Here is a 26,805-nt window from a genome sequence, read left to right on the forward strand (position 1 = left end):
TTGAAAATTTGTGAACCTATAATCTGTCCAGCCTAGTTCTTGTTTACACTGTCGAGAACCATATTCTACCCACGTTCTTAATCCATATAAGTCGCCTAAAGTTTTTTTGAGATTACCTTGAAGATTCGTCATCACGAAGGAGGTAGAGTTTTCCGGCATAGTTTCTGGGTCAGTAGTTATTTCCCAGTAAGTTATGGCTCTTTTTTTACCATAAATTATTTCCCTAATGTATCTAGTCTCCGATTTCTGATTACTAAATGTTCTTTCAAATTTACACCACTTGTTGGCTCTAACACTTTGCCCTGCTGGCAACCAGACTCCATGATTACTTCTAATTGCTACCACATAAGCTAAGTTATACTCTTCCAGTTTTCTGATAAATTGGCTACTTTCACCCTTCGGGTTCGCAGTCGCTTCTAGTCGGCAAAGCCGCCCAACGCGCTGCTCACCATATAAACTATCTGCCAGTATCAGTTCGATATTAAACCCCTCTTCAATTAACTCTGTAATTATTTCTGACGCTAACTCTATTTTAGTTTTATATTTATCTCCCTCTTTCAGAGTCCCTTTTGGTTTAAACACTTTTACCATTAATGGAAAGGTTATATTAGAGTAAACTCCATAAGCATTGACTGAAACTATTCCATTATCAACTTTTCCCACACTTCCTAAGTATTGTCTCGCCACATAATCAGTCTTTTTACCTTTTTTTCTATCTCCAGTTTCATCTATTACTACTGTAATCGTCTGACCATTCAATATTTGCTTAAGTTTATTTAATCTTCGTTGTTTTAATTCCTCTACTGACCAATCTGAATTAGCCAGAAAATGATGCAATGATTGGGCTGAGTTTATACTTACTACCTTTGCTATCTCTGGTAATGATTTCCTTTTTATTGTTGATATGATTCCTAAGTGTAAATATTTGAAACACTCATAATTTCTTACTTCCTTAAATAAGTCTTTATACTCTGCACAATATTCATCTATGATGGCGACTGTTGGGTGGGCATCTCTTGCCAAATGTTTCAGGATTTGTAACTCTACATCCATTGCCCCACTTACCTTTCAGGATTTTCTTTTTTTATTCTTTTATTCAGAATACCCGGAAAGTGACAGAAGAGGGATAACTTAAAGATATGTGACAAGCTTTAGAAAACGTCTATTCTCTACAGAAACAAGTATTAAATTTAACGCAAGTAATTTAATATCATATTTAAAATATTTTTCTTAAAGGCAGTAATAATTTTCTATATTTTTTTGATAAACTCTTGTATGTCTGCTTTTTCATGCCACATATATAAAAGATTTTTTTAAAGCTAACAAAAATTTTTTTCAGTTTATTGATAAGATTTAGTAAAATATAGTGTAATTATTTTATGTAGTTTTCGGTAGTTACACTTACGTATTTCTGCAATAAGATTTTCTAACTTTGGTAATTAAGTTTGCAGAAAATGAGAATGACTCACCTGGGTACTTCCTTATATCGTATTAATCAAGCGAGGAGAGAAGCAGCCAACAAGTGGCAAGCAACTCGCGAAACTCATAAAATCCAGGAGATTCCAATCATGTCTGACCAATTATTTGTTGAAGTAACTGTTGAAGAACAAGAACTAGTTAGTGGCGGAATTGTTGGTGCTTTAGCACAGCTCGCTACTTTGAAGACATCAGATATCGCAGTCCTCGGACCAGTAGCATCCACTAATACTCCGGCTGGTTCAACTTTCACCTTTGGTGGTGCTTCTAGAACTATAACCTTAGAGTCTTTATCTAGTTTGTTGGCTGGAATTACTGTTTAATTTGAAATAAGCAGAATTCAAGCTTAGACAAAAACACATCTTTAGTCCTCTTTATGAGGGCTAAAGATGTGTGAGATCAAATCTGGCATCACTATCACAACTCAAGCGTGACTTTTGATGGTTTACATTTGGTAGCCCAGAGTTAACTTACATAATGTGTTTTTACGAGTTATTTGATCGTCCCTAACTACTTAGCCATAGGGTGCTTTACCATTTCCAACGCATAGATTAATCAGACAGGAAAGACCGTGTCTAACGACATAAAACTTCAAAGCCCAGAATTATTTACAGAAATATCTGCGCCAGAGCAGGAGGCTGCATCTGGTGGATTGTCGTCTTCCAACTTTGCTTTTTATTTGCAGATGACAAAAATAGTTTCTTTAGCCAATAATAAAGTGAATTATTCAGATGGCGGTAATAACATTTCTGTCAGTTCAGATAGTAGCTATACACTCTCACAACTTACCATCGGACTGAACCCGTCTTTCTTCGGCGGTAGCAGGAATAGGAGTAAAAATAGCAGTTTGAATAGCTTATTACGTTTTTTATTCGTGTTTATGAATTCTTAGTAATTTCATAGCTGGAATTTGTAGCAATCTAATTTGATTTCTGAACCACTTGTAAAGACAAGAGGCAGAGAAGAAGTAATAAAGGTGTATCTAGCCTCACAAAAATCCAATAAGCCTCATATAGCTAATTTAACTAATTTGAATAATCTGCCAATAATTTAACAATACTTTTAGGTTTGTAGCGGCCATTCTCTAGAGTTTTTTGTTCATGAAATCTCAATTTGTTAAACAGCATAGTGAAGAAGATTGTGGGGCTGCTTGCCTGGCAGCGATCGCTAAATATTATGGACATAATTTTACTCTAAGCCATATCCGGGAAGCTGTAGGTACTGGACAATTTGGCACTACTTTATTAGGGTTGAGGCGAGGAGCAGAAACATTGGGCTTTAATACTCGTCCAGTCAAAACTTCACCCGAACTCCTCGATCGAATGCATGAAGCGCCCTTACCGGCAATTATTCACTGGAAAGGAAATCATTGGGTTGTTTTATACGGTAAGAAAGGCAAAAAATGTTTAATTGCCGATCCGGCTGTAGGTATGCGTCATCTGTCTAAAAAAGATTTAGCAGAAGGTTGGACAGATTGGTTGATGCTTTTACTGGAACCCGATCCGGTGAGGTTTTTTGCCCAAAAGGACGATCAAATTGGTGGCTTTTGGCGCTTCTTTAAGCGTGTCTGGAATTATCGTGCAATCCTAGCACAAGCTTTACCTATTAATTTAATCTTGGGCTTGCTGTCTTTAGCTTCTCCATTTTTACTACAAATACTCACAGACGATGTACTAGTTCGAGGTGATACAAATTTACTCACTACTGTGGCTATTTCTGTCGTAGTGATGAATTTTATTTCTAGTAGCCTGGCATTTGTACAATCTAATTTAATTGCTAATTTTGCTCAACGCCTACAATTAGGGCTAGTTATGGAATTTGGGCGGCAAATCCTCCGATTACCTTTAAGTTATTATGAATCTCGTCGCAGTGGAGAAATAGTTAGCCGCCTCCAAGATATTGAACAAATTAATCAATTAGTTGCTCAAGTAGTTATTAGTTTACCTAGCCGATTTTTTATTGCGCTGGTTTCTTTGGGCTTCATGATTTTCTATAGCTGGAAATTAACTGTAGTAGCATTCTTTATTTCTGTAGTGATGACTCTATCTACGATTATATTCCAGCCGACTTTACAGCGAAAAACTCGGGAACTATTAGTCACAGAAGCAGAAACACAAGGTCTTTTAGTAGAAACATTTAAAGGCGCACTTACTTTAAAAACCACTGCCTCTGCTCCGCAATTTTGGGATGAATTAAAAAGTCGATTCGGTCGTCTTGGTAATCTCACATTTCGCACCATGCAGATTGGGATTATTAATAATACTTTTTCAGGGTTTATTTCTGCTATTGGTGCTGTTATTTTGCTCTGGTTTGGCGGTAACTTGGTAATTAAACCCGTTGAACACTTAAGTATTGGGCAACTAATGGCATTTAACTCAATGAATGCCAATTATCTTGGTTTAATTGGTACTGTTATTAGTTTTGTTGAAGAATTTACACGTGCTAAAACCGCCACACAACGACTAACAGAAGTTATCGATGCTACACCAGAGAATGAAGGCGATGGGAAAAAGCCTTTAGTTTATATTCCAGGTGATGCTGATATTATTTGTAGCAATGTTGGCTTCCATTATGCTGGTCGTCTTGACCTATTAGACAATTTTTCGTTAACAATTCCTGGCGGTCAAGTTGTTGCTCTCATTGGTAAATCTGGTTGTGGTAAAAGCACAATTGCTAAACTAATTGCTGGATTATATCCACTACAATCTGGTAATATCCAAATTGGAATATATAACATACAAGATCTTGCTCTAGATTGTTTGCGTCAACAGGTAGTGCTAGTTCCCCAAGATGCTCACTTTTGGAATCGTTCTATTGTAGAAAACTTTCGTTTAGGAACACCGCATATTAGCTTTGAGCAGATTGTCAGAGCCTGCCAAATTGCTGGTGCTGATGAGTTTATTAGTAAACTACCTGACAAATATCAGACTATTTTAGGAGAATTTGGCGCAAATATATCTGGAGGGCAACGTCAAAGATTAGCGATCGCCCGCGCGATTGTTACAGAACCGCCAGTTTTAATTTTGGATGAATCCACTGGTGGACTTGATCCAGTCAGTGAAGCGCAAGTTCTGGAACAATTGTTTAAGCATCGCCAAGGTAAAACCACAATTTTAATTACTCACCGTCCCAAAGTAATTAATCGAGCTGATTGGGTCGTATTTTTGGAAAACGGCAAATTGAAACTTCAAGGATCATTGGAGGATTTGCGAACCAAGCCAGGAGACCATTTAGATTTTTTAATTCCTTAATATTAATTTTTCAGAGGGGAGGGGATATGCTCTATACCCATAATCAGAAAATCCTACCGGAAGTTCAAGAAGATTTTATTCCTCCTGTAAGTGCTTGGACATCCTTAGCAGGAATGTTTCTTGTGGGGACTGTCGGTTCTGCTATTGGCCTCTCTTCATGGGTGAAATACAACGTTACAGTTAAAGCTGCTGCAACTGTCCGTCCTATTGGTGATATTCGATTAGTCCAGCCAAAAATGGAAGGAATTGTTAAAAACATCCTAGTTAAAGAAAATCAGATTGTTAAACAGGGAGATGTAATAGCTTACCTTGATGTTGAACAATTGCGCATCAAAAAGAGTCAACTACTAGGAAATCTCCAACAAGGTAGATTGCAATTAGTTCAAATTGATGCGCAAATCAACTCTTTAGATACTCAAATTATCGCCGAGAAAAGAGTAATAGAGAAAACCGTTTCTTCTGCTCAATCAGATTTAGCACGCAACCAGAGAGACTACGAAGAACGCCAAATTAACTCGCAAAGCGAATTCCAAGCAGCAGCAGCCAATCTCCAAAAAGCTTATGCCGATCTGCAAAAAGCTTATGCCGATTTAGACTTTGCTAAATTAGATCGCGATCGCTATGAGCAACTTGCAAATAGTGGAGCTATTGGTCGGCGTGAATATGAAGAAAAAAAGCTAATTGTTGAGCAGATAAAATCAACAATAGAAGGTGAAAAAAGAAGTATTGATATTGCTAAAGCCAAAGTTCAATCAGCCAAAGCTGCGGTCAATCCAACTAAAGCAACAGTGGTTATTGCTCAAGAACGTATTGCCCAAGAAACTGCTAGAGGCGAAGCAACTATTGCTACATTAGAAAAAGAAAAGCAAGCTTTAATGCAACACCGAATTGATATGCAAAATCAATTCAGCCAATCTGTAAAAGAAATTCAACAAATTGAAAATCAATTAAGAAGTAGCATTATTCGTGCTACTAGTGACGGGATTATTCTCAAGCTCAATTTGCGAAATCCTGGTCAAGTAGTACGTACTAGCGAACCTATTGCTGAGATTGTTCCCCAGGATGCGCCTTTAGTAATTAAGGCTGTAATTCCAACTGCTGAAATTAAAAATGTTGCAGTTGGACAAAAAGTGCAATTGCGCGTTGATGCCTGCGCCTATCCTGATTATGGTACTCTTAAAGGTGTTGTTAATGCAATCTCTCCAGATGTCATAATACCTCAAAGTAACAATACAGGTGCAGCAATAGCAACTACTACTCCATCTGCTAGTTATTTTGAAGTAAACATCCAACCGGAAAGCACGGCATTTGGAAATGACAATCATCAATGTCACATCCAATCAGGTATGGATGCTAAAGCCGACATTATTTCTAAAGAAGAGACAGCACTGCGATTTATGCTGAGAAAAGCAAGATTAATAACTGATTTGTAACTAAAATTAGTTATGTAAAGTTTAGTAATTTTATGTTGAATCTAACTTTCTAGGTTTACTAGGGAGCATCTTAATATGAAGAAAAACAACAGCAAGTAATATATCATTTTAGCTATCAAAATTATGCATTTTTGGGTAATCAAAATGGCACAATTCAACAATTATCTTGTATTGGTTAAACATTTTATTTGGCACAAATATAAGATGTTATTGTTGGTATTTTGCTTTTATGCTAGTAGTCTAACGACCATAAATTTATCTTGTGAGCCGGAAATTGTGTACACAAATTATACTCTTAATTGTCTACACCCTCACTCTTGTCTGGTTTCTGTTTTTTTATCATAGAATTCAACAAGCATTGCAGTGGTGGTCTTATAGGCAGTCAATCAAACTCTTCGTAGAAGCAGAGAAAATTCGAGACGATTTGTTGCAAGACTCCTTTAGTATTCGTCGCAATCTAGATATTTTGTCAACAGATAATATTAATTTATCAATCAATAAAACGCAAGATTTCCTTCAAAAGATTGATTATTTTCATCAATCTTTGGTTAGCTTAAGCGATCGCTTATTTCCATTTCATCTTCAATATAGTTTGCCTTTAGCCATTGGATGCTTATTAGAACCCTGGCATACATCTAATCCTCACCTATATTTCCATATCGATATGCCAGTTGAGTGGCGCAATGAGACAGCTAAACACAGTCTAATAGTTTTAATAACTGTAGAAGAGTTATTAACAATGACCTTACCGGAGCTAATAATGCCAATATCAATTCATATATATTTAAAACAGGAGAAAAATCTTAGTAATTTAAAGATAGAAATTACTTACCCTGATTTGTCTACACTGATTACTTACTCTACTCTCCCAGAATTACAATATCTTTGCGACAGTTTTTGCTTTTTAACATCAGGTAAATGCTTCCGTCGTACTAAAAACCTTAGAGTGGCTTGGGATTTCCGTTGGTGAGGAGGGTTGATAAGCAATTATAGTTAATTCTAATTTTCTATAAGTAATAATTAACTATTCTAATAATGAATAAGATAGTTCATTAATATAAAATTTTATAGATAGTTAGATTTTAAGGTTAAAAAAATTCATATTTTAAAAATAGAGTCTTCTGATTGAGGTGGGAATAATGAAACAAGCTTTAGTAGAAAAGCAGTTGCTAACAATTCTGGTGATTGATGACCATGAATCAGTTTTAGGCGGCACAGTTGATGTGTTGCGAAAAAAATATCCTGGGGCTGAATTTATCACTGCTATAAATGCTAAGCAGGCTATAGATCAAGTGATAAACTTGCAGCCAGATCTCGTGGTTATGGATCTTTCAATTCCAGAACAGCCTGGATTGATGGCACGTCCTGATACGGGTCTTCAACTTCTCAAAAATTTGATGAAACATTATCCTCATCTAAATATTGTTGTTCAAAGCGCTCATGTAAGAACACTTGTACGCATTAGGCCTGATATCGATAGCCATAAAGGCGGCTTTACAGTTGCAGATAAAAGTCTTTCCACTCAGGAAATGTTGACTAGAGTTGATTGGGCATTGCAAGGATTGACTCATACGAAAGACATTAAAAGTATCCATTCTGGATTAGAAGTCAAACCAGAATGGCTCAGAGTGTTGACTCTAGCATTTGAAGAAGGATTACAAGATAAGGCAATTGCTGAAAGAATGTGTATATCTGAACGCATGGTGCGTCATTATTGGAGTAAACTCCAAGACGCTTTAGATGTTTATCCTGAAGAAGGTAAAAATATCCGTATTCAAACGGAAATGCAAGCTAGAGCCGAGGGATTGATTGATTAAGTAGTCATGAGAAACTGCGTGTAGCAAGTGTCCTTCACTCCTTGGGTTGTGGGCAATCTATGAACTAATGACTTCGCTTAGAGGCTTGATGTGAAAGAAGAGGAAAGTGGATATTGCTTGCTCAAAAAACACCACATAGTAAAAAATAAAATTAAGTAATATTACTATATATCCTCACAAGTTCCTTAAGGTTATAACCTATTTTTTAGTTATAGAAACATCTCACACTATTTTGGATTTTGCGAAAAGTTGAGCCAGTACGTTTGACGGGTTCCTCGACTAGAGTAAACTATTCAAGATAGGTTTTGGATTGAAAATCGCTGTCTGTGTCTGGGTTTTATGAATCGCTCTGTCGCCAACATTTTGCAATTTGGCATTAGGTAGAGAAACCTGAAGCTTAACTTTGTTGCTGAAATCTTGGGATGATATAGCTAGTTTTGATTGATACTGACGTTCTCGGACAACTGTACTACATAACTCTAAAAACCATTTAATATCTGACTTTGACAGATTGTTAAGAAAACCCTGTATCTATAATTTGGTTATTCTGCCAGTTTGCGATCGCCTGAGATATTAAGGCTCAGAGCGTGTTCTAAATTGTGCAATGGAGATGCCTACATTAGATATGGTTAGGTGTATAAACTTACAATTGCTTTAATGTCGGTAGCGTAAGGATTTAGAGCATTTTGAGTACAGATAGATGTATAGGGCACTCCAGTTTATACAGGGAATTTGCTTCCAAGCAGTTTGTGCAACACAACCCTAAAGACTAGGAAATCAGCTTATGCAGCCTGGACTTTGGAAAAGAATCACATCAGAACTGGCCATCTGGCGTGTAGGTGTATTACCAGGCATTGTAGTTCTTTGTCTGGTGATTATTGCTCGTCTTACTGGTTCAATGCAATCTTTAGAATGGCTAGTTTTTGATACTTTTCTCCGTCTGCGTCTTGCAGAGAATATAGATGAACGAATTCTGATTGTAGGGATTAATGAAGATGATATCCATCGTGTAGGGTATCCTGTACCAGATAAGGAGATGGCGGAACTACTAAGAAAGTTACAAGCTTACGCGCCTAGAGTTATTGGCCTTGATGTTGTTAGGGATATACCAGTTGAACCTGGACACTCAGAATTGGAAAACATATTTAAGAATAGTAAAAATTTAATTGGTATTGAAAAAGTATTACCTGAGACAGTTAAGCCACCACCAGATTTACCCACTGAACAAGTAGGTTTTGTAGATCAAATTCCGGATGTTGATGGTAAGTTAAGACGCAGTTTATTAAGAATCACAACACATCAAGGATACAAATTTGCCTTGTCTGTTCTTTTGGCAGAGGCTTATTTAGCTCCTCAAGGTATTAATTTAGAAAATGGGACTGGTGATCGCGAAGTTATCAAAGTCGGTAATACTGAACTACCTCGCATCTTCAATAACTCTGGAGGATATGTACGAACCGATGCAGGTGGGTTTCAGATACTATTCAATTTTCGCAGTGGTGGAGAACGATTTAGAACAATTACTCTTGAGGATGTCAAAGCAGGAAAAGTTCCACCAGATTGGATACGCGATCGCATTGTGATTATTGGGATGACTGCCCCTAGTGCTAAAGACTTTACCACTACTTCCGCGATTCCATCTGCCAAATTTGCACCACCAGGCCAAGTTTATGGAGTAGAAATTCATGCCCATGCTGTTAGCCAAATTATCAGTGCAGTTTTGAATTCTCGACCATTCTTAAATACTTGGCCAGAGGAATGGGAATATATCTGGATTGTGACTTGGGGTTTTTTGGGAATTGCTAATGCTAGGCTAACTAAATTTCCTTTAATCAATCTTTTAGCTATTAGTCTTGTTAGCTTTATTCTAGTTTTAGTTAGTTATTTACTTTTAACTTGGGGTTGGTGGATTCCAATCATACCAGCAATAATTATTTATACTTTAAATGCTTTAGGACTTACAGCTTTATATCAATATGAACAAGCTTTACGCTCTGGAATAACTGCTCGTCATTCCATGATGGAACTGACATTTGAAACAATTCACAATGGACCTCTACAAACTCTTGCTAAAGCTTTGAAGTTGGTTCGTGACCATAACTTACCTACAGACAAATTACTGTCAGAGGTTCAAAAAGAACTGGAAAAATTGAATCAGGATCTCCGGGGAATTTATGAATTTTTGCAACGAGAACCTATAAATCAAGATAGTAGCCTATATCTAGGAAAAGGCCTAGTAATTAATTTACAAGACCCTGTTCATGAAATTCTTTATCAAGTTTACAGCTATACCTTAGAGCGAGACTTTCCCTGCTTTAAAACTCTTAGAGTAAAAATCCGTACATTTGAACCAATAGATGAGCGGTATTTAAGTATTGAACATAAGCGAGGACTTTGCCGATTTCTAGAAGAAGCTTTATGTAATGTTGGCAAACACGCAACAGGTGTCACACGCTTAGAAGTTACCTGTTCTTTATTTGAAGGCTGGCAGACTCTGAGCATTGTAGATGATGCATTAGCTATCAGTTTATATAGAGAAGGTAGAGGAACACAACAATTTAGAAATTTGGCTCGACAACTTAAGGGGAAATTTCGGCGAGTTTCCCTTTATCCAAGAGGTACTCTTTGTGAGCTATCCTGGCCTGTGCCAAAGTTTTGGCTGTCTTAATTATATAAATTACTGTAAATATAATTTGTCACTTCAGCTTTAATTACAGTAAATACAATAAATGTTTACTAATTTATCCCTTAAAAAATCAATATTTTATTTATGAATTATAATAGATGCTATATCTAATGATAGATGCTTTAAATAAATACAATAACTATTATTTTAACTAACTAGATAGCGATTTTTAAACTAATTTTTGGGTGCCTACTACTTATAAATACAATTCAGATAAGCCTTAGTAACCTTTGATAATCAAAGGTTTTATGCAGGTAATCAATTTTATTACCTGAATTGTATTAATACATATTTTGTAAGAATTCTTTTGCTAATTTTGCCAGTGCAATGCCGGAGGCAAAAACAATGGTGGCTTACATGAAGTGGTTTTTGCACCAATTTTTTAATATCGAGTTTTTTATAACTTGTGTTTTGATTATGACATTAGGGTTGACTATGGCTAAACTAGCTGGATATCAATCACCACACGAACAAAAACACCCAAGTGGTTATTCAGACTCATCAGGTGTGAGGTAAAACAGGCTTGATGCTTAGGTTTGTGGACTATGAACTGTACTTCACTATTTCAACTGCGCTGTATTATGTCTGGTTGAACAGTTGTTATTGCGTTTGTCCTACAGCCCTTCTCCTAAAGGAGACGCTACGCGAACGGGCATCCTACGGCGGGCGTTTCCGTAGCATATCCCCATACTGGATCAAGCTTCTACAGGATGCTGTCCATAGTAAGGTAAAGCTTCAGACCAAAGAGGACGCTTGCCTTGTTGCCAGTCTAGATAAGCTAGTTCCAAAATACTTGTTACCGTTGCGGCTAACGCAGATTTTGCTTCAATTAATTGGTAAGTTGTCTGCGATTTCGCTAGAGTTTCCTGCCATGCTTCTGGCGTAAACACAGTATCTGCCAATAAAGCTGTGAGTCCTAAACCATCAGGGCTAGGTTGATAAATCGCACCAAAAACTTGACCACGTTGGGCTGGCATTTGAATAGCGATCGCATCTGTCTTTTGGCTTTGGACTACTTCTGACCAAGCGACGGCGGCTAAGGTGGAAACCGCAAATACAGGAATCTCTAACTGTTGCCCCAAAGTACGAGCCAGAACGACCCCAATTCGCGTTCCTGTAAAACCACCAGGCCCTTTAGCGACCGCCAGAAATGCTATATCTGACCAAGTTTGTGGCTGAATAAATTCAATTAAGTATTGATGTACCAGACTAGACAAATCGCGCCCTAAATTCCATACTTGAGAGCGAGAATCCCCTGCAAAGTTATTAATAGCTAAACCTAATTCCGGCGTTGTGGTGTGCAGTGCCAAACCATATTGTGTAACTGCAAGATTTTGGAGTTCAGTAGTCAAAATTAATTCAAATATTGATGAGCCTTATAACTTTAAAAAAAGAGTATTTAAAAGTCAATAACTCATAACTATAGCCAACCTATCTGATTAGCCAAAATTGTCAATTTCAGATACCCGACTTTTCAAAAAAGTCGGGTATCTTGTTTTTCCAAATCACCCGCCTTGCAACATTGATAACTCATAACGTTAGGTTGGAACTAATTCACCTGGACGCAACTTTGCCCACTTACCAGTTTCTTGCTTAAAGCTGAGACAACCGACTACATCCCATTCCATCTCAATGATTTCTCCTTTAGTGCGGATATTGACATTGATCGAAGGTTCATTCGGGTCAAAATTGGGTGTTTCAGTCAAGTGGGGCTGTTGATGCTGCGTTTCTACGGCATGATAGGTTAAACAGCGGTCTACATAGTGGCAGTTCACGCAAATACACATAATAGAACCAACTCCAGGAACCTTTATTGTTAATCTAGCTTAAGGCAAACTTATATTCATTAGTTGCTGGGTTGATTTTTATTACAATGCATCCTTCAGTTTCTTCTACCTTAGCTCCTGAAACTTGGCCCTTTAGTCTGGCATTATTGCCACAACCTGCATATATGGTAGGTGGTGCAGTGCGAGATGCCTTTTTGGATAGAAGTCGTGAATACCTAGATTTAGATTTTGTAATTCCAAGGGATGCAGTTAAAGTAGCAAGAGCGATCGCTCAACATTATCAAGCGGGTTTTGTCTTACTCGATCCTCAACGGCAAATTGCCCGTGTAGTCTTTCCCAATGCCACAGTTGATATTGCCCAACAAGAAGGAGCTAGTTTAGAAACCGATTTGCACAGACGGGATTTTACAGTCAATGCGATCGCTTACGATCCCCATACCCAAGAAATCATCGATCCTCTGCAAGGCTTGGCTGACTTACAACAGCGTGTTTTGCGCATGATCTCACCTGCCAACTTAGAAGACGATCCTTTACGGTTATTGCGAGCCTATCGCCAAGCCGCCCAACTTGGTTTTACGATTGAGCCAGCTACCCAAGAAACGATTCGTTCTTTAGCACCACACATCACAACAGTAGCCGCAGAAAGAGTCAGAGTAGAAATCGGCTATTTGTTGGCAATTCCTGAAGGTACTTCTGCGATCGCCACTGCTTGGGAAGATGGTGTTCTTGCACCTTTCTGGAAAAACGCTACACCTGAAAGCTTTCAAAAACTAGCAGCAGTTGATACAGCCGCCGCCTTCATCGCCCAAAATTGGCAGCCTCTGGGGGTGGAACTGCAAGAATACATCCGCGATACCATCAAAACAACTCGCTTAGGTATTGCCAAACTTGCCTGTCTCGTCCACCCCGATCCCGAAACTGCCGAAATAGAGCTAATGCAACTAACATACAGCCGTGCTGAAATTCAATCTGTTACCACAGCCTTGGGACTGATCCCTCGGCTAAAAGTAACAAATATGTCTTTGAGAGAACAATATTTTCTCTTTCAGGAAGCAGGCACTGGATTTAGTACTGCTGTAGCGTTGGCCTTAGCTTGTGATAATCTGGTAGAGGCGATGCCTGGCGATAAACTACTTAAGGTTTACGCACCTTTGATCGGCCGCTACCTGAACCCTGATGATCTGGTCGCTCATCCCTCTCAAATTGTGAGTGGGAAGGAAATCATTATAGCATTAAAAGTGCCGCCTTCACCATTAATTGGCAAACTGCTTACAGAAATTGCCATAGCTCAAGCAGAAGGAAAAATCTCAACGCCACAAGAGGCGATCGCATTTGCAGAAAGCTTACTTGAAGCTCCTTGAAAGAGTCAATAGTGATTAATGCCCTAGCTAGGCGTGTAATGGATTACCAGCAGAGATCGTTAAACAGTGAATTTATAAGTTTCTCCATGACTTAAGTATCTGACTTGACTTTCTATTCCTGCTGCTGTCACTGCTTTCATAAAATCTTCCAGCGGTGACTTAAAAACCGTGTAATCGTTGTAGTGAATGGGTATTGCCAGATCGGGAGCAATAATTTTGATTGCCTCTACCCCTTGCATAGCGTCCATAGTCAGGAGTACACCAAACACCCTTGTTCCTCCTAAATGTAGTAACGCTAGATCGATGTCAGGATACCGTTGGGGAATTTCTTGTAACTGTTCGTACAAAAGTGTATCGCCAGTAATATAAAGCCGATACTTAGTCTCGCCCATAGAATTCTGGAACTCTAGCATACTTCCCATAACAGGCGGAAGTAAGGCATTAATAACACCAGGGCCATGCCTGCCTGGCATAGCACTAATCTTGAGTAAAGTATCGCCCTTGGCAACAGTTAATGTTTCCCAAGTATCAAGCGCCTGCGTTGCCTGAAATCCTTTTTGTTGTAGCTTAGTTGCAGCATGAGGAGTCGTGACAATTGGCAAGTTTTTATCGAGTTTTTGCTCTACTACACGGTCAAAATGATCCTCATGCATATGCGACAGCACAATTAAATCCAGTTGCGGCAACTCAGTTAATTCTATTGCTGGATTAGTTCTACGAGCCGAACGGATACCATAATGCAGATGTACATGCTCCCCTTTATGCAGAAAATTCGGGTCGGTGAGAATCGTGAATCCTGCATAACGCAAAAGTACAGTTGCAGTACCAATAAATAAGATTTCACCAGTTTCAAAATCTGGCGTGCTACTGTCTGTAGGCAGGACAAGTTTTCTAGCTTCGTCCATCACACACTTCTTTATTGAGTGAACGCATTCAACATTTCTGTGGGAATAGGTGCAATTTGAATACAACTAATTCCCTCATGTTTGACTACTAGTTCAGCCCAGTATCTTTGAGCATTCATCATTCTAGAGATGTATTATTCAGTGCCTCAATACTCTTGAAAAGTAGACAAATCTATACTACAACTGTATTATTAACTTATCAGATTACACATACTACAAAAATTCGATGAAACTCAGATTGTCCTCAACCTTACGTAATGCGATACATTGCCGACCCAGCAAGGGTTCGAGCAGTGCGATCGCACTGCGTGTATTTGAGGAAACATATGAGTTTGACGGCGGGAAATCTGCGATCGCTGGATGGCTGAATCCAGATCGACTTATCTATAGCGGGAGGTGCAAGTGTTCTCTGGCACCAATATAAAGCAAGAAGTATCAACTACTTAACCCCCGCTTCTGGTAATCAGAGGTGGGGGTTGTTTTTTGAGGAGTGAATTAAGGTATGCAAGCTCAACCACAAACTCAGGAACCACACATATTACAAAATTCGGTGGTAGTTTTCTCCAAGAACTACCTACCCTTAGCACGCATCAACATTAAACGTGCTGTTGTGCTTTTAGTTACAGGTCAGGCAGAGTCTTTGGAGTTCAGCAGCACAAAGCTTTGGGAAGTTCGCTCTCCTAGCATCGTACTACAAGTTCCCGAACATATCCGTCTAACTGTTGGCAATCCCGAACGTCATTGGAAAGTACCGCCTGTAAACCGTCGTGAAGTACTCAAGCGTGACAACCATACCTGCCAATACTGCGGTAGTACCAAACGTCTCACCCTCGACCACGTGATTCCTCGTTCTAAAGGTGGACAGCATACCTGGGACAACGTTGTAACAGCGTGTGACAAGTGCAACTCAACTAAGAGCGATCGCCTTCCACATGAAGCAGGAATGGTTCTGAAAACCAAACCCAAAGCGCCAATTCACCCAGCAGTTGCATTTGCCGAACAGTTCTGGAACGCACAACGCCTAACTGAGAATGAGTAATTCACTCCCTTAAACCCAGCCAGAGAGGGCAATACAGCGATTAAATAACACCGCCCTCTCATTTCTAAAAAAAAATTGTAGTATGCCCTTGACATCTTTGTAGTATAAATGTAGTATATATGTAGTGAAGCAAAAGCGCCTCAACAAAAGGCACAGCGCTAACACCTCTGAACCATGAAAACTGAATAATTGCCACCCAACGTGGGGGTGTAGCTTAGTCCGGTTTAAAGCAGTCGCCTGTCGAGCGAAAGAACGTGGGTTCAAATCCCATCATCCCCGTGTAGCCTTGTGGACGAATAGAAAAGTCGCTCTGATTCTCAGTCAGAGCGAAGCGGGTGCAACCCCCGTCAAGGCTCCCAAAAATGTCCGAGTAGCCAAGTGGTAAGGCGTTGGTCTGCAAAATCAATCATCGTGGGTTCAATTCCCACCTCGGACTCCAAACGTTGCAGCGTCACCTAACGGCAAGGTACTCGGCTCATAACCGAGGATATGTGGGTACCCTACCCTTCGGGAACGACTTCGTCGAACGGGAAGCCGCTCCGCGTCTACAACTCCTACCGCTGCGACCAATGCACAGATGGTGTAACGGCAGCACCAGGGTCTCCAAAACCTTTAGTCAGGGTTCAAATCCTTGTCTGTGCGTTCTACTACGTGCCCTAACATCAGAAGCTTACAAACTGGTCATCTGATTTTCTCAATCAGAGTAGGTTCGACTCCTACAGCCTCCGCCAAACCTGGGGGCTGAAAAAACAGCTTCTCAAACTTGTATGTAGTAGAAATTTCACTCTTGGTGCCGTAGGCAAATTGGTAAAGCCACCTGTCTTTCAAGCAGGAGATTGCGGGTTCAATTCCCGTCGGCACTGCTGACTTGAGTTGGGATGGCAGAGAGCAGTCAAACTGGTCTCTCCATTCCTTTATTTCACCCAGAAATCTTAAGTCATTAGTCACAAATATATGGGTTGGCTCGCCTACTGGTGTGGGCAACGGTCTGTAAAACCGCCGCGTTCAGCGTTGCTGGTTCAATTCCAGCCCGACCCATCATGGAGAGATTGCTATCGGCAGGGCAAGCTGTTTGCTAAACAGTCGTGGATGCAAGTCCACTGTGTGTACCCTTCGGGAAGGCTTCGCCTACAACTCCCTCTCTCTCCGCCTTATGAGAACGTGGTGTAACTGGATAACATCTCAGATTACGAACCTGAAGAGTGGGGGTTCAAGTCCCTCCGTTCTCGCCTTATCCCCTGGTAGCTCAGTTGGTAGTAGCGCCTGTCTGTTCGCGTAGCGTCTCCGATAGGAGAAGAACAGGAGGTCATCCGTTCAATCCGGATCTGGGGGACTGGCACATTGCCCCATAGCTCAATGGCAGAGCAAGCGGCTGTTAACCGCTTTGTTGTAGGTTCGAGTCCTACTGGGGCAGCCATTCATTGCCGAGTGGACGATTTGGAAAGTCGCTGTGACTCTGAATCACGGAGAAGTTGGTTCGACCCCAACCTCGGCAACCAATTATTGCCCTGTGGTGTAACTGGCAACATCCCTCGCTTTGAACGAGGAGATTCCAGGTTCAAACCCTGGCAGGGCAGCCAAATTATACTCCTGTAGCCCAATTGGAAGAGGCGGCTGTCTCAAAAACAGTCTATTTTGTACGGGTTCGACTCCCGTCAGGAGTACCAACGGGATGTGGCGCAACTTGGTAGCGCGGCAGCTTTGGGAGCTGAAGGTTGCAGGTTCAAATCCTGCCATCCCGATATGCCCCTGTGACGTAATTGGAAACCGTCGCTCGTTTAGACCGAGTGTTTTGCAGGTTCGACTCCTGTCAGGGGTACTGAATCTTTGTTTGTACTGCTTTCGCTGAGTGACAGACATTAGATTAGTTTTTTAGCGTGTATTAGAAACTGGAGGAATGAAAAGAAACGAAATTTTAAACAAAGAAGCCTAAATCAGGCAGTGGATTAGCGAACACTGTTCTAACGCATTTATTTGCAGCCAACTGCACTGTAGACATAGAAAAATGGTGTAAAACTTACGGGATTGAGAAACCTTTTAGGGGTTACTGGGCTGAACATCGATCAATTCAAGCTCCCGTGGCGGAATAGGTAGACGCACTCAGTTGAGCGCTGAGTTTCTTGTTACAGGTTCAAATCCTGTCGGGAGTACCAAATTGGGTCGTTGGCAGAGCGGATATGCAGCTGCCTTTTAAGCAGACTTATCCAGGTTCAACCCCTGGGCGACCCACCAAATACTAGGGCGTTTGGCAGAATGGTTATGCTCCTGATTCTTAATCAGGCTCAAACAGGTTCAATTCCTGTAGCGCCCACCAAATTATGCCCCTGTAACCCAATTGGAAGAGGTGCCAAACTTAAAATTTGGAAGTTGCTGGTTCAAATCCAGTCAGGGGTATGGCTGAAATGGAAAGGGTAGTCGCTCTTTTGGATGACTACAATTTCTACTTTCAGATCCACAAATGCTGGTGTAGCTCAATCTGGCAGAGCAACTGACTTGTAATCAGTAGGTTGCAGGTTCAATTCCTGTTACCAGCTTAATGCGATCGTGGTGTAAAGGCAGCATCAGAGTCTTCCAAACTCACGGTACGAGTTCGAGTCTCGTCGATCGCTCTGAACCTCAAGGTTCTTAAATGCGGGTGTGATGTAGTGGCTAGCATCTGAGTGCGCCACACTCAGCGCATGGGTTCAAATCCCATCACTCGCTCTCGTAGCCCTGTAGCTCAATGGTGGAGCAACTGTCCTACAAACAGAGGACCACAGGTTCAAATCCTGTCAGGGCTACCAATTTATGGGAGTGTAGCCTAATGGATAGGCATCGATCTTCTAAATCGACCAATGTAGGTTCGACTCCTACCACTCCTGCCAAATGGGACCATAGCTCAACTGGCTAGAGCATCCGCCTTGCAAGCGGAAGGTTAGGGGTTCAAATCCCCTTGGCTCCACTGTGGTGTCTGAAGCCAAAGTGGTCGCGGCGCTGGTTTGTGGAACCAGTCATTAGGGAGTTCAAGCCTCCTCAGACACCCCTGAATGGAAGATGCCGCTGAATGGTCGGCAACCGGTCTTGAAAACCGGGGTAGGGTAATACCTAGGGGTTCGATTCCTCCATCTTCCGCCTTCCACCAGAAGCCGAAAAGTGAGGCGCTGTGCTGATAACACAGATATAGGAGGGGCAGTACCTCCCTGGTGGATTACCAAATGCGATCGCTTTCTCTCAGTTTTTGGTAAAGTCTGTTTGATAAGATAAATTTCACAAACTCTCATTTATCAGATCACCCTTACAGAAGGAGTGCGAGGCTTCCCGCCTATTCAGCTAAAATCTATCCAGTGAGAGCGCGAGGCCAACGAGATTGGACGACAATTATCAAACTTACTTGAATCGGGTAGCACGAATGATGCTACCAGAAGCTTACAGATCCCAAGTCCAGCATATTCAGGAGTCTTCTAAATTTCAGCCAGATTCTGGGTTGAGGCAAGCAGTACCATTTCCCGGCTACTCGCTAATTACTCCACCTGCGGTAGAAGCAACAGAAAACTCTGCTTTATATACCCAGTTACAAAGTTATCAACAACAATTGTTGCAGTTATCTGCCAACAGTGATTTGATTGTGCCTGTACCAGATACTAGCTTTCATTTGACGTTAGCAGACTTGATTTGGGATAGTGCTTACCGTGACGTCTGCGAGAAAAACCCCGAATTTGAACAGCAATTACGTTCTTGCTTGGCTGAAATATTTCAGGACTATCAAAAAGCGATCGCAACCGATAATCAACCTATACATTGGCAAGTACTGGGATTGATAGTCATGCCAAGAGCTATAGGAGTTTGTTTAGTACCGCAGGATGAAAGTTCCTACGAACAGGTGATTAAATTTCGCCGCATTGTTTATCAAAATCCTCAGTTAATGGCTTTGGGTATTGAACAGCATTATCACTTCACTGCCCACATTACCTTAGGTTATTTTGGAGAAATTTCACCCGAACTAGACCGTACAAATCTTAGTAATATGCTTTCTGAAGTGAATCAACAATGGCCGCTAGATTCACCAGGATTTTTAGTAGATCGCATTGAACTAAGAAAATTTGACGACATGACACGCTATTATCGTCAGAGCGACTGGCCGAGTTTAGTTTTTAGTCAATAGTCATTAATCAATAGTCATGAGTCATCATCCTCTAGACTTTTGACTATTGATTTAGCATAAATTCTTTAATCATTTAGACTTCATATTTAATATTCTGTCTGTTTATAAGCCAGATAAATAGCTTCTAAAAATACATCAGATGCAACACCAGCAGGTATTTGCTCTAAGTTAACAATAGCTTGAATCTGTTGGGCTAACTTTGATGATAGTGAGGCTCTTGCCCTAGCTGACATTCCACTACGCCTTTGTAAATATTCTCGGATTACTGCAAAATCGTCTGGTAACAATGGTGATAAATCAGCAATTCGGCTCAGTTCCTCATGGAGTGACTTTGCTTGTTCTGAGATAGTTAAAGTTGCTGAACCAATGGGTATTTGGTCTTGAATGACAATTGTACCTGCTGCAAAATCACCTAAGCGCTTTTCTTGACGACCCAACATAATTAAAAAAGCGCCGATAAACAAAAACTCGTCAATGGGACGTAACAGACCACGTAAAGCAGCTTGTTGTAATCCAATTGGTCTGCCATCATCTCTTACAACGCGAATTTTAGCAAAGCGTTTACCAAAGGTTTGCCCTTGCCATAGAGTTTCAAAAAATACGAAATAACCTGCATAAATTGCAAACGTGATGAGGAATGCGATCGCCATCATCCACAAAGCTAAAGTCGAGCCGAAAACTGTTACCCAAAAATCTGACAGTTGTACTAAAATGACCCAAAAAATAATATAAAATCCCACTAAAATTAGGGCTAAAATGTGATAATCAATTATCAAAGCCCAAGCGCGATTACCAATTCCTGCAAGGGTAAATTCTAGCTCTACACTTTCTGGGGTACGGAATTTAACACGATTAAAAAGGTGCATAAACTAATTCAAATTCGCTCATTAGAAAACGGTTATAATCAACTACATTCATCAATCCAAAATCTATAAAAAAAGGACAAGGGCAGGAAAACAAGTAATAAATGACTAATGAAAGATACCCCTTGTGTTTTCACCCTTGACTTCAGCAGTACTAGAATTTAAATTTCGCGATCGCGTAACTTCAAACCTAAGCCTTCACGACGACTCCGCAGGTCATAGTAAATAACAGCTTTGATTGTTTGCCAAAATGGAGCAATAACAGCCCCACTAGCAAAACTTAAACCCAAGACCAATAAGAAAAACAGCACAGCCGCAAAACTAGAACCCTGTTGCATCAAAGGTGTGAAGATTAACTGAATAATAGTGATTAGAATTTGAACCAAAATTTGAATGGGTATTGCGATTAAAAAAGCCACAAACCCGATCAACAAAATCCGCCACACGTAACCTTGAGTTAACTCCCAGCTACGACCGATGGTTGAGGTGGCATCAACATTATCTTCAATCGCAAGCGGCACCTCCACTAAATAAAAACGTGTCAACAGCCATAAAACCGCCACAAATGCTGCCACACCTAAAATAAAAGTGATTAAACCAACAAGCACAGTAGCAGCAGGATTTGCTTGTTGACCTATCCCACCCACTACTACAGCCGCTAAAACTCCAACTAAGACAAATACAAACCCAACACCAAAGATAACTCCCATACCTACAATTAACATTAACAGCATCGTCAGTAAAAACTGCCATAATCGTGAATTGACATAACGTTCACCAGCAGCAATGCTTTCTGGTTGATCGACCAAATCTCCAAAAGCTAAGCGAGAAATCAGTGCTGTCAAGGCATAAAACTTTGCCCACCCATACACTGGAACTAGTATCCAAAGATAAGCTCTCAGAGCCAGTAAAAAGTATTCCTTAAGGTGAGAACGATACAATCGTATTCCTGCACTCACGACATTTCCAACACTAAGGGGTTGCATGGGGCTGGGAGAACCAAAATCACCAGACATGATGTTAAATTTTCCTTGCGAGTACGGAGATGAATTGAGGCTATCTTAAAGTACACTCAACCCAATCCTCCCAAAATTTATGAATATTCAACGTTGGATAGCACGACGGGAAATAAATTGGCAGCGTTTGGATACCCTGTTACGGCAGGCAGAAAAAAAAGGATTAAAGTCACTGCGGGCATTGGAAATTCGCGAATTAGCGAGTTTATATCGTTCAGTGGCAGCAGATCTGGCACGTGCCCGTACTCAAAAAGTTGGCAATACTTTGATACACAGTTTACAATCTTTAACAACTCGCGCCTATACGCAGATTTATCAAGGTTCACGTCGACAAGAATGGCAAGCTGTGGTGGAATTCTACAGATGGGGGTTACCAGCTGTAGTACAGCAAACATTCGCATACATCGCTGCTGCTACATCCTTATTCTTGTTGGGGGCATTAGTTGCTTGGTGGTACACCTGGCAAGATCCAAGCTTTATGTCGCTGATTGTACCCGAAAGCTTGATTTCACGAGTGCGAGATGATCATAAATTGTGGATGGGATCAATTGTCGGCATTGAACCTCTAGCATCCAGCAGTATTATGATTAATAATTTGTCAGTTTCTTTTGGGGCTGTTGCTGGTGGGATGACAGCTGGAGCATACACAACATATTTAATGTTATTTAATGGTTTATTGATTGGTGCTATTGGCACTTTGGTAGGTCAAAATCATCTTGCCTATCCGTTTTGGGCATTTGTGTTTCCGCATGGTTCCCTAGAATTACCTGCTATCTTTTTTGCTGGTGGTGCAGGATTATTATTAGCAAAAGCAATATTATTTCCTGGTGAATACCGTCGTCGTGATGCACTGAAATTTCATGGTTCCCAGGCGGTGCAGTTAGTATTTGGGATTGTGCCAATGTTGATACTTGCTGGTACTATCGAAGGTTTTTTCTCTCCTAATCCCAGTATTCCAGACCCTTTCAAGTATCTTGCTGGTATGGGATTATTTGTACTTTTGGTTGTGTACTGTAGGCGCAAGCACTCCTTTTAGGCTATTACTTAGCCTAAATTAGGAATTGTTTTATCGAGCAATACAGTTCAGATAAGCTTGCAAATAAAAGTTGAGATCCTATTTATTACAAACATGAAGCAGTGATAGCTGTTTTAAATTAATTCAACTCAGAGAACTTATCAAGTAAACTATCACTTACGTAAAAGTACTGTATCAGGCTGAGTGGAAAAGAGTTATTCCAAATTGCCAAATTTAGTATTGTTGGGATTCAAAAGCGCTCTGTGAATACCTAAGAAGAAAATAATACTATTGACAGTAACTTGACATTAATAAAAATTATATTATATAAATATTTAATTTTTAATTAAAGAAATTGATAACTTCAGGATTAACCACAATAAAAATTAAGCAACATATATTCTTCTATAAATTGTAATAATACTTAGACGATCGAAAAAATACTAATGTATGAATTGAATTACAAAATAACAATGAATCTTTGAACATAAGCTGGACAAACTCATAAAATTTCAAATATGAATTAATTATGTAAAAACTTTCTAGTTAGCTACAGTCCTCAAAAATTTATGAGAAATAAACTTTTTACTACTTTCCTTGCTGCTGTTACTTTAGGAGGTAGTATTTTATCTGGGAATGCTTCTGCAAGTGCGTTTGATATCAAAAGTCGAGACCAAGCTCCAGATGAATTCAAAAATATCATCCAAGATTTTCGAGCTTTTGTTGGTGAAGAAGGTAACACTTTAAGTCCTGAAACAATTCAGGCAAAACAAGTAGATCTTTCTAAATTAGAACTTAAATTTGCTCATGATGTAAACGTCTTCTTTATCGGCGAAACAGCTGGAGGATATCGCAACCGCCTAGATTTTACTGCGACTGGCTCTACAGTAGCTTCAGGTAAAATCTTTGGTGATACTTCTTGTAGTACGACAGATACAATCGCCAATTTTAGTAAATTTTGTCCAAATCCCAATGACCCGTTAGCAAATAAAGTTGCACCTGACAAACCTTTGAACGTGGGTGACTGGGCGAATATAGGCTCCATGAGTGCTGGTACGAAATTGGACTTCTTGTTGCGTGCCAATGATATTAATGGTGGTATCTCTGGTACAGATAAAAATGGAAATACAGTCGCAGGTGTTTGGAGTTTAAATACAGCTTTAAACCCAGATGGTTTGCAGCACGCTGTTGCTTATTACTATAAAGACTTCCTCGTATTCGGTTTTGAAGACTTATGGGGAGGTGGTGACAAAGACTATAACGATACAGTGTTCGCCATCGATATTGGTAAAGACAACGCCCGTTATGTTGCTGGTATTACTCCTGTACCAGAACCTTCTGCAACTATGGCATTATTTGGTATTGGTGCACTAGGCTTTTTTACAACTCGTCGTCGCCGTAAGGTTTCAGTTGTTAAAGTTGATTCCGCGCTTTGAGTTGCAAATATCGTTCAACCAAATGATCTGTAATTTGATGTGCTGGTGCATCAAGCACCAACACTCCTTTTTGTTTTAATTGGGCAAATGCAACTTGTCGCTGTGCTAATAAATCTAAAGCTACTGCCCGGACATAAGTATTTGTCACATCTTCAGTAAAGGTATATGCTCGACGATCAACTTGTGGATCTCGGAGTGTGACGCAAAATGGCAGGTAACGGGGCACTAGTCGAGAAAGGGCGGCGAGGAGTTCGGTGGAGGCGGTGACATCAACTATGTCGGTAATTAATACTACTAGTGCCCGGCGACTTTGCTGCTGGACAAAATTGGTTACTGCTCCTAAATAATCAGATTCCAGCAATACTGGTTGAATGGGAGTCAGCCGATCAATTAATTGCGTAAGATGATTTTGACCGCGTTCGGGAGGAATCCATGTATGCATTTGGCGGTCAAATACACCGACTCCGACGCGATCGCCTCGGTGTAATCCTGCTAAAGCTAAGGACAAAGTTGCATTTAACCCCCAGTCAAATCGCTGCAATCCCTGCACTTTTGCTGTCATTAACCTTCCGCGATCGAGCAAAATCACCAAAGTTTGCTCTTGTTCTGGTTCTAAAACCCTTACCAATGGTGCTGTATTGCCATAGGCCCCGACTCGACGGGCAGTAGCTTTCCAATCAATCAAGCGTAAATCATCACCAGTGCGATAGTTACGCAGTTCGGCAAACTCTGTACCAATACCCATGCGGCGTTGACGGATCGATCCAGATGATTGTAGTGCTAAACGAATTGAAAGCGATCGCAACCCTACTAAATCTGGATAAACTTTCACTTCCTGATTTTGAGGAATCTGCCAATCATCCCAAGCTAATTCCCATAAACCCATCTGTCGCACCTGAATTTTTCCCCAAGAAAATTCTCCTCGCTGTGTTGGGTGAACTGTATATGTCAATTTCTGAGTACTGTTCATCGCTACAGTAGTACTTAGTTTCGATGTAGAAACACCAAAGCCTGTGGGGTAGTAGTCACGGATTTGAATGGCAGCATTGGCATTCCCCGATTTTACCGTTAGTACAACTGGGTTATCTCGACCAATAGACAATCTCGATGGGATTTCGCGAGTAATTTGCACGCGATCGCGTCTCACCCGCAAACCATCGACAATCATCAATGCGAAGATGAGGGTATCAAATAAAAGTGCGATCGCAATGCTTGCCGGAATACCGAAAAACATGGCTAAAATCGGGGCGATCGCAATTCCGATAACTAATAATAAATAGACTCTATTTGCTGGAACCATTGTTCAAAGTATTAAGAATAATTTTATTTCTATAAATTTTATATTTTTATGTATTTAGTTTTTCATAGCCACCAAAGAATAGTAGCCAGACTACTACAATTACCCAATGCATCACAACTGAGGGCCATAGAGAGCCACTTTGGAAATAAGCAATAGTACAAACAATTCCTAAAAATGCTGCCTGTAATAAGAAAACTGGATTCATAAATGTTGGGAATCCAGCGGGATATGCTGTTAAAGCATTTAGAGGATGGTAAACGATAAAAATTACTAAACTTATACCTCCCCACAGCCATTTTTTATTTCTTGAAACATCTTCTGTGACATGAGGCAGTAGTAAAACTCGAAAAAATAACTCCTCTGTGATTGCTGGTGTAAATAAGCAAATTGCTAAAATTTTAATACTTTCTTCTATTTTAAATTGCCCAAAACCAAACTTTAGAAACCCCAGATATAGACCAAATGGCAAAGAAATTACTGTATAAAATAATAATAATCTTACTACTGTGTTCAACCAAAAACTAGGAGCAGGAATTGTTGTTATTGCTTTCTTCAGACGATGTATTATCTTTAAATTGAGTAACCTATTCAGATTGTTTCGCATTTGGCTGGGGACTTAATTCAGTATTTGAGGGGTTTGGACTAACATTTAAATTTGAGCTAGGACTGACAAGAGGCGATTCTTCACCTGCGCGTAAAATTGCCTTTTCATATTGCCTAACAACCTCTTGAAATTCAGCAGGTTCAGTGACGCTATAATTGAGCCTAATTAGCAAAGCTCGACCATCAGCTGCTAAACTTTGATGAAAAGTAGACCATCGATCCACTGGAATTACAGATCGAATAGAGACTAAACTAGCAGCAAAACCTCCTAAAAAAGCTCTGATTTTGACATCATCTATTACTGAAACAATTAAAGTTGTCATTAAAGTTCCAAACAAGATGAGCAGATTCCAGTACCAATTTAAATTACTGGAAGCTTCATATTTCCCAATAAGATTTTTACAAATATCGCGTTTCAAGTTTTCTAAAGTTTCTTTATTTACAGGATAATTACTTCCTAAAAAAGGCGATGGCTTAGGGGATGGCACTCTTAATGGCGAAGGTGCTGGTAAGGGTGAAGAAATACATTGATTTACAGCTTGATTTTGAGCAGTTTTTTGTCTGGTAATTAAAACAATAGTTAAAATAATTAAAATACTCACAATAGCTCCAGAAATCAAAATTAGATAACGCCGATTCTGTAGTTTTCTTTCATTCATAAGGCTGTCTTGTATTT

Annotated in this window: 22 protein-coding genes and 24 tRNA genes; 37 read left to right on the forward strand and 9 right to left on the reverse strand. The window is 40.1% G+C overall.

What is annotated here, in order from left to right; translation table 11 throughout:
- On the reverse strand, nucleotides 1-1,053 hold a 1,053-nt coding region (locus BV375_RS25260), incomplete at its 3' end, for a transposase (RefSeq protein ID WP_086765614.1).
- 407 nt (nucleotides 1,054-1,460) lie between these two features.
- On the opposite strand from BV375_RS25260, the gene BV375_RS25265 reads away from it, so the two are divergent.
- From BV375_RS25265 to BV375_RS25290, 7 genes are all read left to right on the forward strand, one after another.
- On the forward strand, nucleotides 1,461-1,799 hold the full coding sequence (locus BV375_RS25265) for a hypothetical protein (protein WP_086765616.1): 339 nt from the start codon (nucleotides 1,461-1,463) through the stop codon (nucleotides 1,797-1,799).
- Between the two features lie 248 nt (nucleotides 1,800-2,047).
- Entirely contained in the window at nucleotides 2,048-2,368 is a 321-nt protein-coding gene (locus BV375_RS36240) for a hypothetical protein (protein WP_143842209.1), read from the forward strand.
- Between the two features lie 208 nt (nucleotides 2,369-2,576).
- Entirely contained in the window at nucleotides 2,577-4,727 is a 2,151-nt protein-coding gene (locus BV375_RS25270; protein WP_086765618.1) for a peptidase domain-containing ABC transporter, read from the forward strand.
- A 26-nt stretch (nucleotides 4,728-4,753) separates the two neighbouring features.
- Nucleotides 4,754-6,160, forward strand: coding sequence for an HlyD family efflux transporter periplasmic adaptor subunit (locus tag BV375_RS25275; protein ID WP_086765620.1), 1,407 nt, complete (start codon nucleotides 4,754-4,756; stop codon nucleotides 6,158-6,160).
- A gap of 274 nt (nucleotides 6,161-6,434) precedes the next feature.
- Nucleotides 6,435-7,130, forward strand: coding sequence for a hypothetical protein (locus BV375_RS25280; RefSeq protein ID WP_243714048.1), 696 nt, complete (start codon nucleotides 6,435-6,437; stop codon nucleotides 7,128-7,130).
- A 169-nt stretch (nucleotides 7,131-7,299) separates the two neighbouring features.
- Nucleotides 7,300-7,977, forward strand: coding sequence for a response regulator transcription factor (locus BV375_RS25285; RefSeq protein ID WP_086765624.1), 678 nt, complete (start codon nucleotides 7,300-7,302; stop codon nucleotides 7,975-7,977).
- 784 nt (nucleotides 7,978-8,761) lie between these two features.
- Nucleotides 8,762-10,645, forward strand: coding sequence for a CHASE2 domain-containing protein (locus BV375_RS25290; RefSeq protein ID WP_086765625.1), 1,884 nt, complete (start codon nucleotides 8,762-8,764; stop codon nucleotides 10,643-10,645).
- A 713-nt stretch (nucleotides 10,646-11,358) separates the two neighbouring features.
- Here the strand turns inward: BV375_RS25290 and tsaB are convergent.
- Complete coding sequence (gene tsaB, locus BV375_RS25295) at nucleotides 11,359-12,015, reverse strand: tRNA (adenosine(37)-N6)-threonylcarbamoyltransferase complex dimerization subunit type 1 TsaB (RefSeq protein ID WP_086765627.1); 657 nt, start codon at nucleotides 12,013-12,015, stop codon at nucleotides 11,359-11,361.
- Nucleotides 12,016-12,201: 186 nt separating this feature from the next.
- The gene (locus BV375_RS25300) at nucleotides 12,202-12,450 is read right to left on the reverse strand and encodes a Ycf34 family protein (RefSeq protein ID WP_086765629.1); all 249 of its coding nucleotides are present in this window, start codon (nucleotides 12,448-12,450) and stop codon (nucleotides 12,202-12,204) included.
- An 86-nt stretch (nucleotides 12,451-12,536) separates the two neighbouring features.
- Here BV375_RS25300 and BV375_RS25305 point away from each other — a divergent pair, with 86 nt between their 5' ends.
- Nucleotides 12,537-13,811: a CCA tRNA nucleotidyltransferase gene (locus BV375_RS25305; protein ID WP_086765631.1), complete on the forward strand. Its 1,275-nt coding sequence runs from the start codon at nucleotides 12,537-12,539 to the stop codon at nucleotides 13,809-13,811.
- Between the two features lie 59 nt (nucleotides 13,812-13,870).
- Here the strand turns inward: BV375_RS25305 and BV375_RS25310 are convergent, their stop codons facing one another.
- Nucleotides 13,871-14,716 (reverse strand): MBL fold metallo-hydrolase, encoded by an 846-nt coding sequence (locus BV375_RS25310; protein ID WP_086765632.1) that lies wholly within the window; start codon nucleotides 14,714-14,716, stop codon nucleotides 13,871-13,873.
- A gap of 226 nt (nucleotides 14,717-14,942) precedes the next feature.
- Here BV375_RS25310 and BV375_RS36245 point away from each other — a divergent pair, with 226 nt between their 5' ends.
- The 27 genes from BV375_RS36245 (at nucleotide 14,943) to BV375_RS25425 (ending at nucleotide 19,896) form a co-directional block, all read left to right on the forward strand.
- The gene (locus BV375_RS36245) at nucleotides 14,943-15,140 is read left to right on the forward strand and encodes a hypothetical protein (RefSeq protein ID WP_143842211.1); all 198 of its coding nucleotides are present in this window, start codon (nucleotides 14,943-14,945) and stop codon (nucleotides 15,138-15,140) included.
- Nucleotides 15,141-15,218: 78 nt separating this feature from the next.
- Entirely contained in the window at nucleotides 15,219-15,755 is a 537-nt protein-coding gene (locus BV375_RS25315) for an HNH endonuclease (RefSeq protein ID WP_086765634.1), read from the forward strand.
- Between the two features lie 203 nt (nucleotides 15,756-15,958).
- Nucleotides 15,959-16,034, forward strand: a tRNA-Asp gene (locus tag BV375_RS25320).
- 85 nt (nucleotides 16,035-16,119) lie between these two features.
- Nucleotides 16,120-16,194, forward strand: a tRNA-Cys gene (locus BV375_RS25325).
- Between the two features lie 5 nt (nucleotides 16,195-16,199).
- Nucleotides 16,200-16,324: transfer RNA gene (locus tag BV375_RS37165), tRNA-Ile, on the forward strand.
- Between the two features lie 2 nt (nucleotides 16,325-16,326).
- A tRNA-Trp gene (locus BV375_RS25330) sits at nucleotides 16,327-16,397 on the forward strand.
- A gap of 147 nt (nucleotides 16,398-16,544) precedes the next feature.
- Nucleotides 16,545-16,618, forward strand: a tRNA-Glu gene (locus BV375_RS25335).
- A gap of 93 nt (nucleotides 16,619-16,711) precedes the next feature.
- Nucleotides 16,712-16,793: transfer RNA gene (locus tag BV375_RS25340), tRNA-Tyr, on the forward strand.
- A 117-nt stretch (nucleotides 16,794-16,910) separates the two neighbouring features.
- A tRNA-Arg gene (locus BV375_RS25345) sits at nucleotides 16,911-16,984 on the forward strand.
- A gap of 113 nt (nucleotides 16,985-17,097) precedes the next feature.
- A tRNA-Asn gene (locus tag BV375_RS25350) sits at nucleotides 17,098-17,172 on the forward strand.
- 5 nt (nucleotides 17,173-17,177) lie between these two features.
- Nucleotides 17,178-17,254: transfer RNA gene (locus BV375_RS25355), tRNA-Gln, on the forward strand.
- A gap of 5 nt (nucleotides 17,255-17,259) precedes the next feature.
- A tRNA-Gln gene (locus tag BV375_RS25360) sits at nucleotides 17,260-17,335 on the forward strand.
- Nucleotides 17,336-17,341: 6 nt separating this feature from the next.
- Nucleotides 17,342-17,422 (forward strand) — tRNA-Leu (locus BV375_RS25365).
- 1 nt (nucleotide 17,423) lies between these two features.
- A tRNA-Pro gene (locus BV375_RS25370) sits at nucleotides 17,424-17,497 on the forward strand.
- A 3-nt stretch (nucleotides 17,498-17,500) separates the two neighbouring features.
- Nucleotides 17,501-17,574 (forward strand) — tRNA-Leu (locus BV375_RS25375).
- A gap of 253 nt (nucleotides 17,575-17,827) precedes the next feature.
- Nucleotides 17,828-17,908, forward strand: a tRNA-Leu gene (locus BV375_RS25380).
- 4 nt (nucleotides 17,909-17,912) lie between these two features.
- Nucleotides 17,913-17,987: transfer RNA gene (locus BV375_RS25385), tRNA-Lys, on the forward strand.
- A 7-nt stretch (nucleotides 17,988-17,994) separates the two neighbouring features.
- A tRNA-Lys gene (locus tag BV375_RS25390) sits at nucleotides 17,995-18,069 on the forward strand.
- A gap of 6 nt (nucleotides 18,070-18,075) precedes the next feature.
- Nucleotides 18,076-18,149, forward strand: a tRNA-Leu gene (locus tag BV375_RS25395).
- A gap of 66 nt (nucleotides 18,150-18,215) precedes the next feature.
- Nucleotides 18,216-18,289 (forward strand) — tRNA-Thr (locus BV375_RS25400).
- A 4-nt stretch (nucleotides 18,290-18,293) separates the two neighbouring features.
- Nucleotides 18,294-18,364: transfer RNA gene (locus tag BV375_RS25405), tRNA-Gly, on the forward strand.
- Nucleotides 18,365-18,386: 22 nt separating this feature from the next.
- Nucleotides 18,387-18,458: transfer RNA gene (locus BV375_RS37170), tRNA-Gly, on the forward strand.
- Between the two features lie 5 nt (nucleotides 18,459-18,463).
- Nucleotides 18,464-18,538, forward strand: a tRNA-Val gene (locus tag BV375_RS25410).
- A 6-nt stretch (nucleotides 18,539-18,544) separates the two neighbouring features.
- Nucleotides 18,545-18,619, forward strand: a tRNA-Arg gene (locus tag BV375_RS25415).
- A gap of 3 nt (nucleotides 18,620-18,622) precedes the next feature.
- Nucleotides 18,623-18,696, forward strand: a tRNA-Ala gene (locus BV375_RS25420).
- An 87-nt stretch (nucleotides 18,697-18,783) separates the two neighbouring features.
- Nucleotides 18,784-18,866 (forward strand) — tRNA-OTHER (locus tag BV375_RS37175).
- A gap of 235 nt (nucleotides 18,867-19,101) precedes the next feature.
- Nucleotides 19,102-19,896 carry a DUF1868 domain-containing protein gene (locus tag BV375_RS25425; RefSeq protein WP_208099187.1) on the forward strand — a complete coding sequence of 265 codons (795 nt, stop codon included), beginning with the start codon at nucleotides 19,102-19,104 and terminating at the stop codon, nucleotides 19,894-19,896.
- A gap of 86 nt (nucleotides 19,897-19,982) precedes the next feature.
- On the opposite strand, the gene BV375_RS25430 is transcribed toward BV375_RS25425, so the two are convergent.
- Together BV375_RS25430 and BV375_RS25435 are read right to left on the reverse strand one after the other, a co-directional pair.
- Nucleotides 19,983-20,762 (reverse strand): RDD family protein, encoded by a 780-nt coding sequence (locus BV375_RS25430; RefSeq protein ID WP_086765637.1) that lies wholly within the window; start codon nucleotides 20,760-20,762, stop codon nucleotides 19,983-19,985.
- 158 nt (nucleotides 20,763-20,920) lie between these two features.
- The gene (locus tag BV375_RS25435) at nucleotides 20,921-21,775 is read right to left on the reverse strand and encodes a DUF975 domain-containing protein (protein ID WP_086765639.1); all 855 of its coding nucleotides are present in this window, start codon (nucleotides 21,773-21,775) and stop codon (nucleotides 20,921-20,923) included.
- Nucleotides 21,776-21,854: 79 nt separating this feature from the next.
- Here BV375_RS25435 and BV375_RS25440 point away from each other — a divergent pair, with 79 nt between their 5' ends.
- Both BV375_RS25440 and BV375_RS25445 read left to right on the forward strand, forming a co-directional pair.
- A complete protein-coding gene (locus BV375_RS25440) occupies nucleotides 21,855-22,811 on the forward strand; it encodes a stage II sporulation protein M (protein WP_086765640.1) in 957 nt (318 codons plus the stop codon).
- A gap of 548 nt (nucleotides 22,812-23,359) precedes the next feature.
- Nucleotides 23,360-24,226, forward strand: coding sequence for a DUF4114 domain-containing protein (locus BV375_RS25445; protein ID WP_086765642.1), 867 nt, complete (start codon nucleotides 23,360-23,362; stop codon nucleotides 24,224-24,226).
- Here the strand turns inward: BV375_RS25445 and BV375_RS25450 are convergent.
- From BV375_RS25450 to BV375_RS25460, 3 genes are all read right to left on the reverse strand, one after another.
- Nucleotides 24,204-25,526, reverse strand: a complete 1,323-nt coding sequence (locus tag BV375_RS25450; protein ID WP_086765644.1) for a DUF58 domain-containing protein — start codon at nucleotides 25,524-25,526, stop codon at nucleotides 24,204-24,206. The genes BV375_RS25445 and BV375_RS25450 overlap by 23 nt on opposite strands.
- Before the next feature lie 46 nt (nucleotides 25,527-25,572).
- Nucleotides 25,573-25,995 (reverse strand): CPBP family glutamic-type intramembrane protease, encoded by a 423-nt coding sequence (locus BV375_RS25455; RefSeq protein ID WP_208099188.1) that lies wholly within the window; start codon nucleotides 25,993-25,995, stop codon nucleotides 25,573-25,575.
- Nucleotides 25,996-26,110: 115 nt separating this feature from the next.
- The gene (locus BV375_RS25460) at nucleotides 26,111-26,788 is read right to left on the reverse strand and encodes a hypothetical protein (protein WP_086765647.1); all 678 of its coding nucleotides are present in this window, start codon (nucleotides 26,786-26,788) and stop codon (nucleotides 26,111-26,113) included.
- Between the last annotated feature and the right edge of the window lie 17 nt (nucleotides 26,789-26,805).

Origin of the sequence: Nostoc sp. 106C (assembly GCF_002154725.1) — a bacterium.
In the GTDB taxonomy this organism is placed as follows: Bacteria; Cyanobacteriota; Cyanobacteriia; order Cyanobacteriales; family Nostocaceae; genus Aulosira.

Excerpts from the sequence above, each read along its gene's own strand:
- BV375_RS25265 (WP_086765616.1), top strand. The coding sequence starts at position 1,461 with ATGACTCACCTGGGTACTTCCTTATATCGTATTAATCAAGCGAGGAGA.
- BV375_RS25270 (WP_086765618.1), top strand. The coding sequence starts at position 2,577 with ATGAAATCTCAATTTGTTAAACAGCATAGTGAAGAAGATTGTGGGGCT.
- BV375_RS25275 (WP_086765620.1), top strand. The coding sequence starts at position 4,754 with ATGCTCTATACCCATAATCAGAAAATCCTACCGGAAGTTCAAGAAGAT.
- BV375_RS25285 (WP_086765624.1), top strand. The coding sequence starts at position 7,300 with ATGAAACAAGCTTTAGTAGAAAAGCAGTTGCTAACAATTCTGGTGATT.
- BV375_RS25290 (WP_086765625.1), top strand. The coding sequence starts at position 8,762 with ATGCAGCCTGGACTTTGGAAAAGAATCACATCAGAACTGGCCATCTGG.
- BV375_RS25300 (WP_086765629.1), bottom strand. The coding sequence starts at position 12,450 with ATGTGTATTTGCGTGAACTGCCACTATGTAGACCGCTGTTTAACCTAT.
- BV375_RS25305 (WP_086765631.1), top strand. The coding sequence starts at position 12,537 with ATGCATCCTTCAGTTTCTTCTACCTTAGCTCCTGAAACTTGGCCCTTT.
- BV375_RS25310 (WP_086765632.1), bottom strand. The coding sequence starts at position 14,716 with ATGGACGAAGCTAGAAAACTTGTCCTGCCTACAGACAGTAGCACGCCA.
- BV375_RS36245 (WP_143842211.1), top strand. The coding sequence starts at position 14,943 with ATGAAACTCAGATTGTCCTCAACCTTACGTAATGCGATACATTGCCGA.
- BV375_RS25315 (WP_086765634.1), top strand. The coding sequence starts at position 15,219 with ATGCAAGCTCAACCACAAACTCAGGAACCACACATATTACAAAATTCG.
- BV375_RS25430 (WP_086765637.1), bottom strand. The coding sequence starts at position 20,762 with ATGCACCTTTTTAATCGTGTTAAATTCCGTACCCCAGAAAGTGTAGAG.
- BV375_RS25435 (WP_086765639.1), bottom strand. The coding sequence starts at position 21,775 with ATGTCTGGTGATTTTGGTTCTCCCAGCCCCATGCAACCCCTTAGTGTT.
- BV375_RS25440 (WP_086765640.1), top strand. The coding sequence starts at position 21,855 with ATGAATATTCAACGTTGGATAGCACGACGGGAAATAAATTGGCAGCGT.
- BV375_RS25445 (WP_086765642.1), top strand. The coding sequence starts at position 23,360 with ATGAGAAATAAACTTTTTACTACTTTCCTTGCTGCTGTTACTTTAGGA.
- BV375_RS25450 (WP_086765644.1), bottom strand. The coding sequence starts at position 25,526 with ATGGTTCCAGCAAATAGAGTCTATTTATTATTAGTTATCGGAATTGCG.
- BV375_RS25460 (WP_086765647.1), bottom strand. The coding sequence starts at position 26,788 with ATGAATGAAAGAAAACTACAGAATCGGCGTTATCTAATTTTGATTTCT.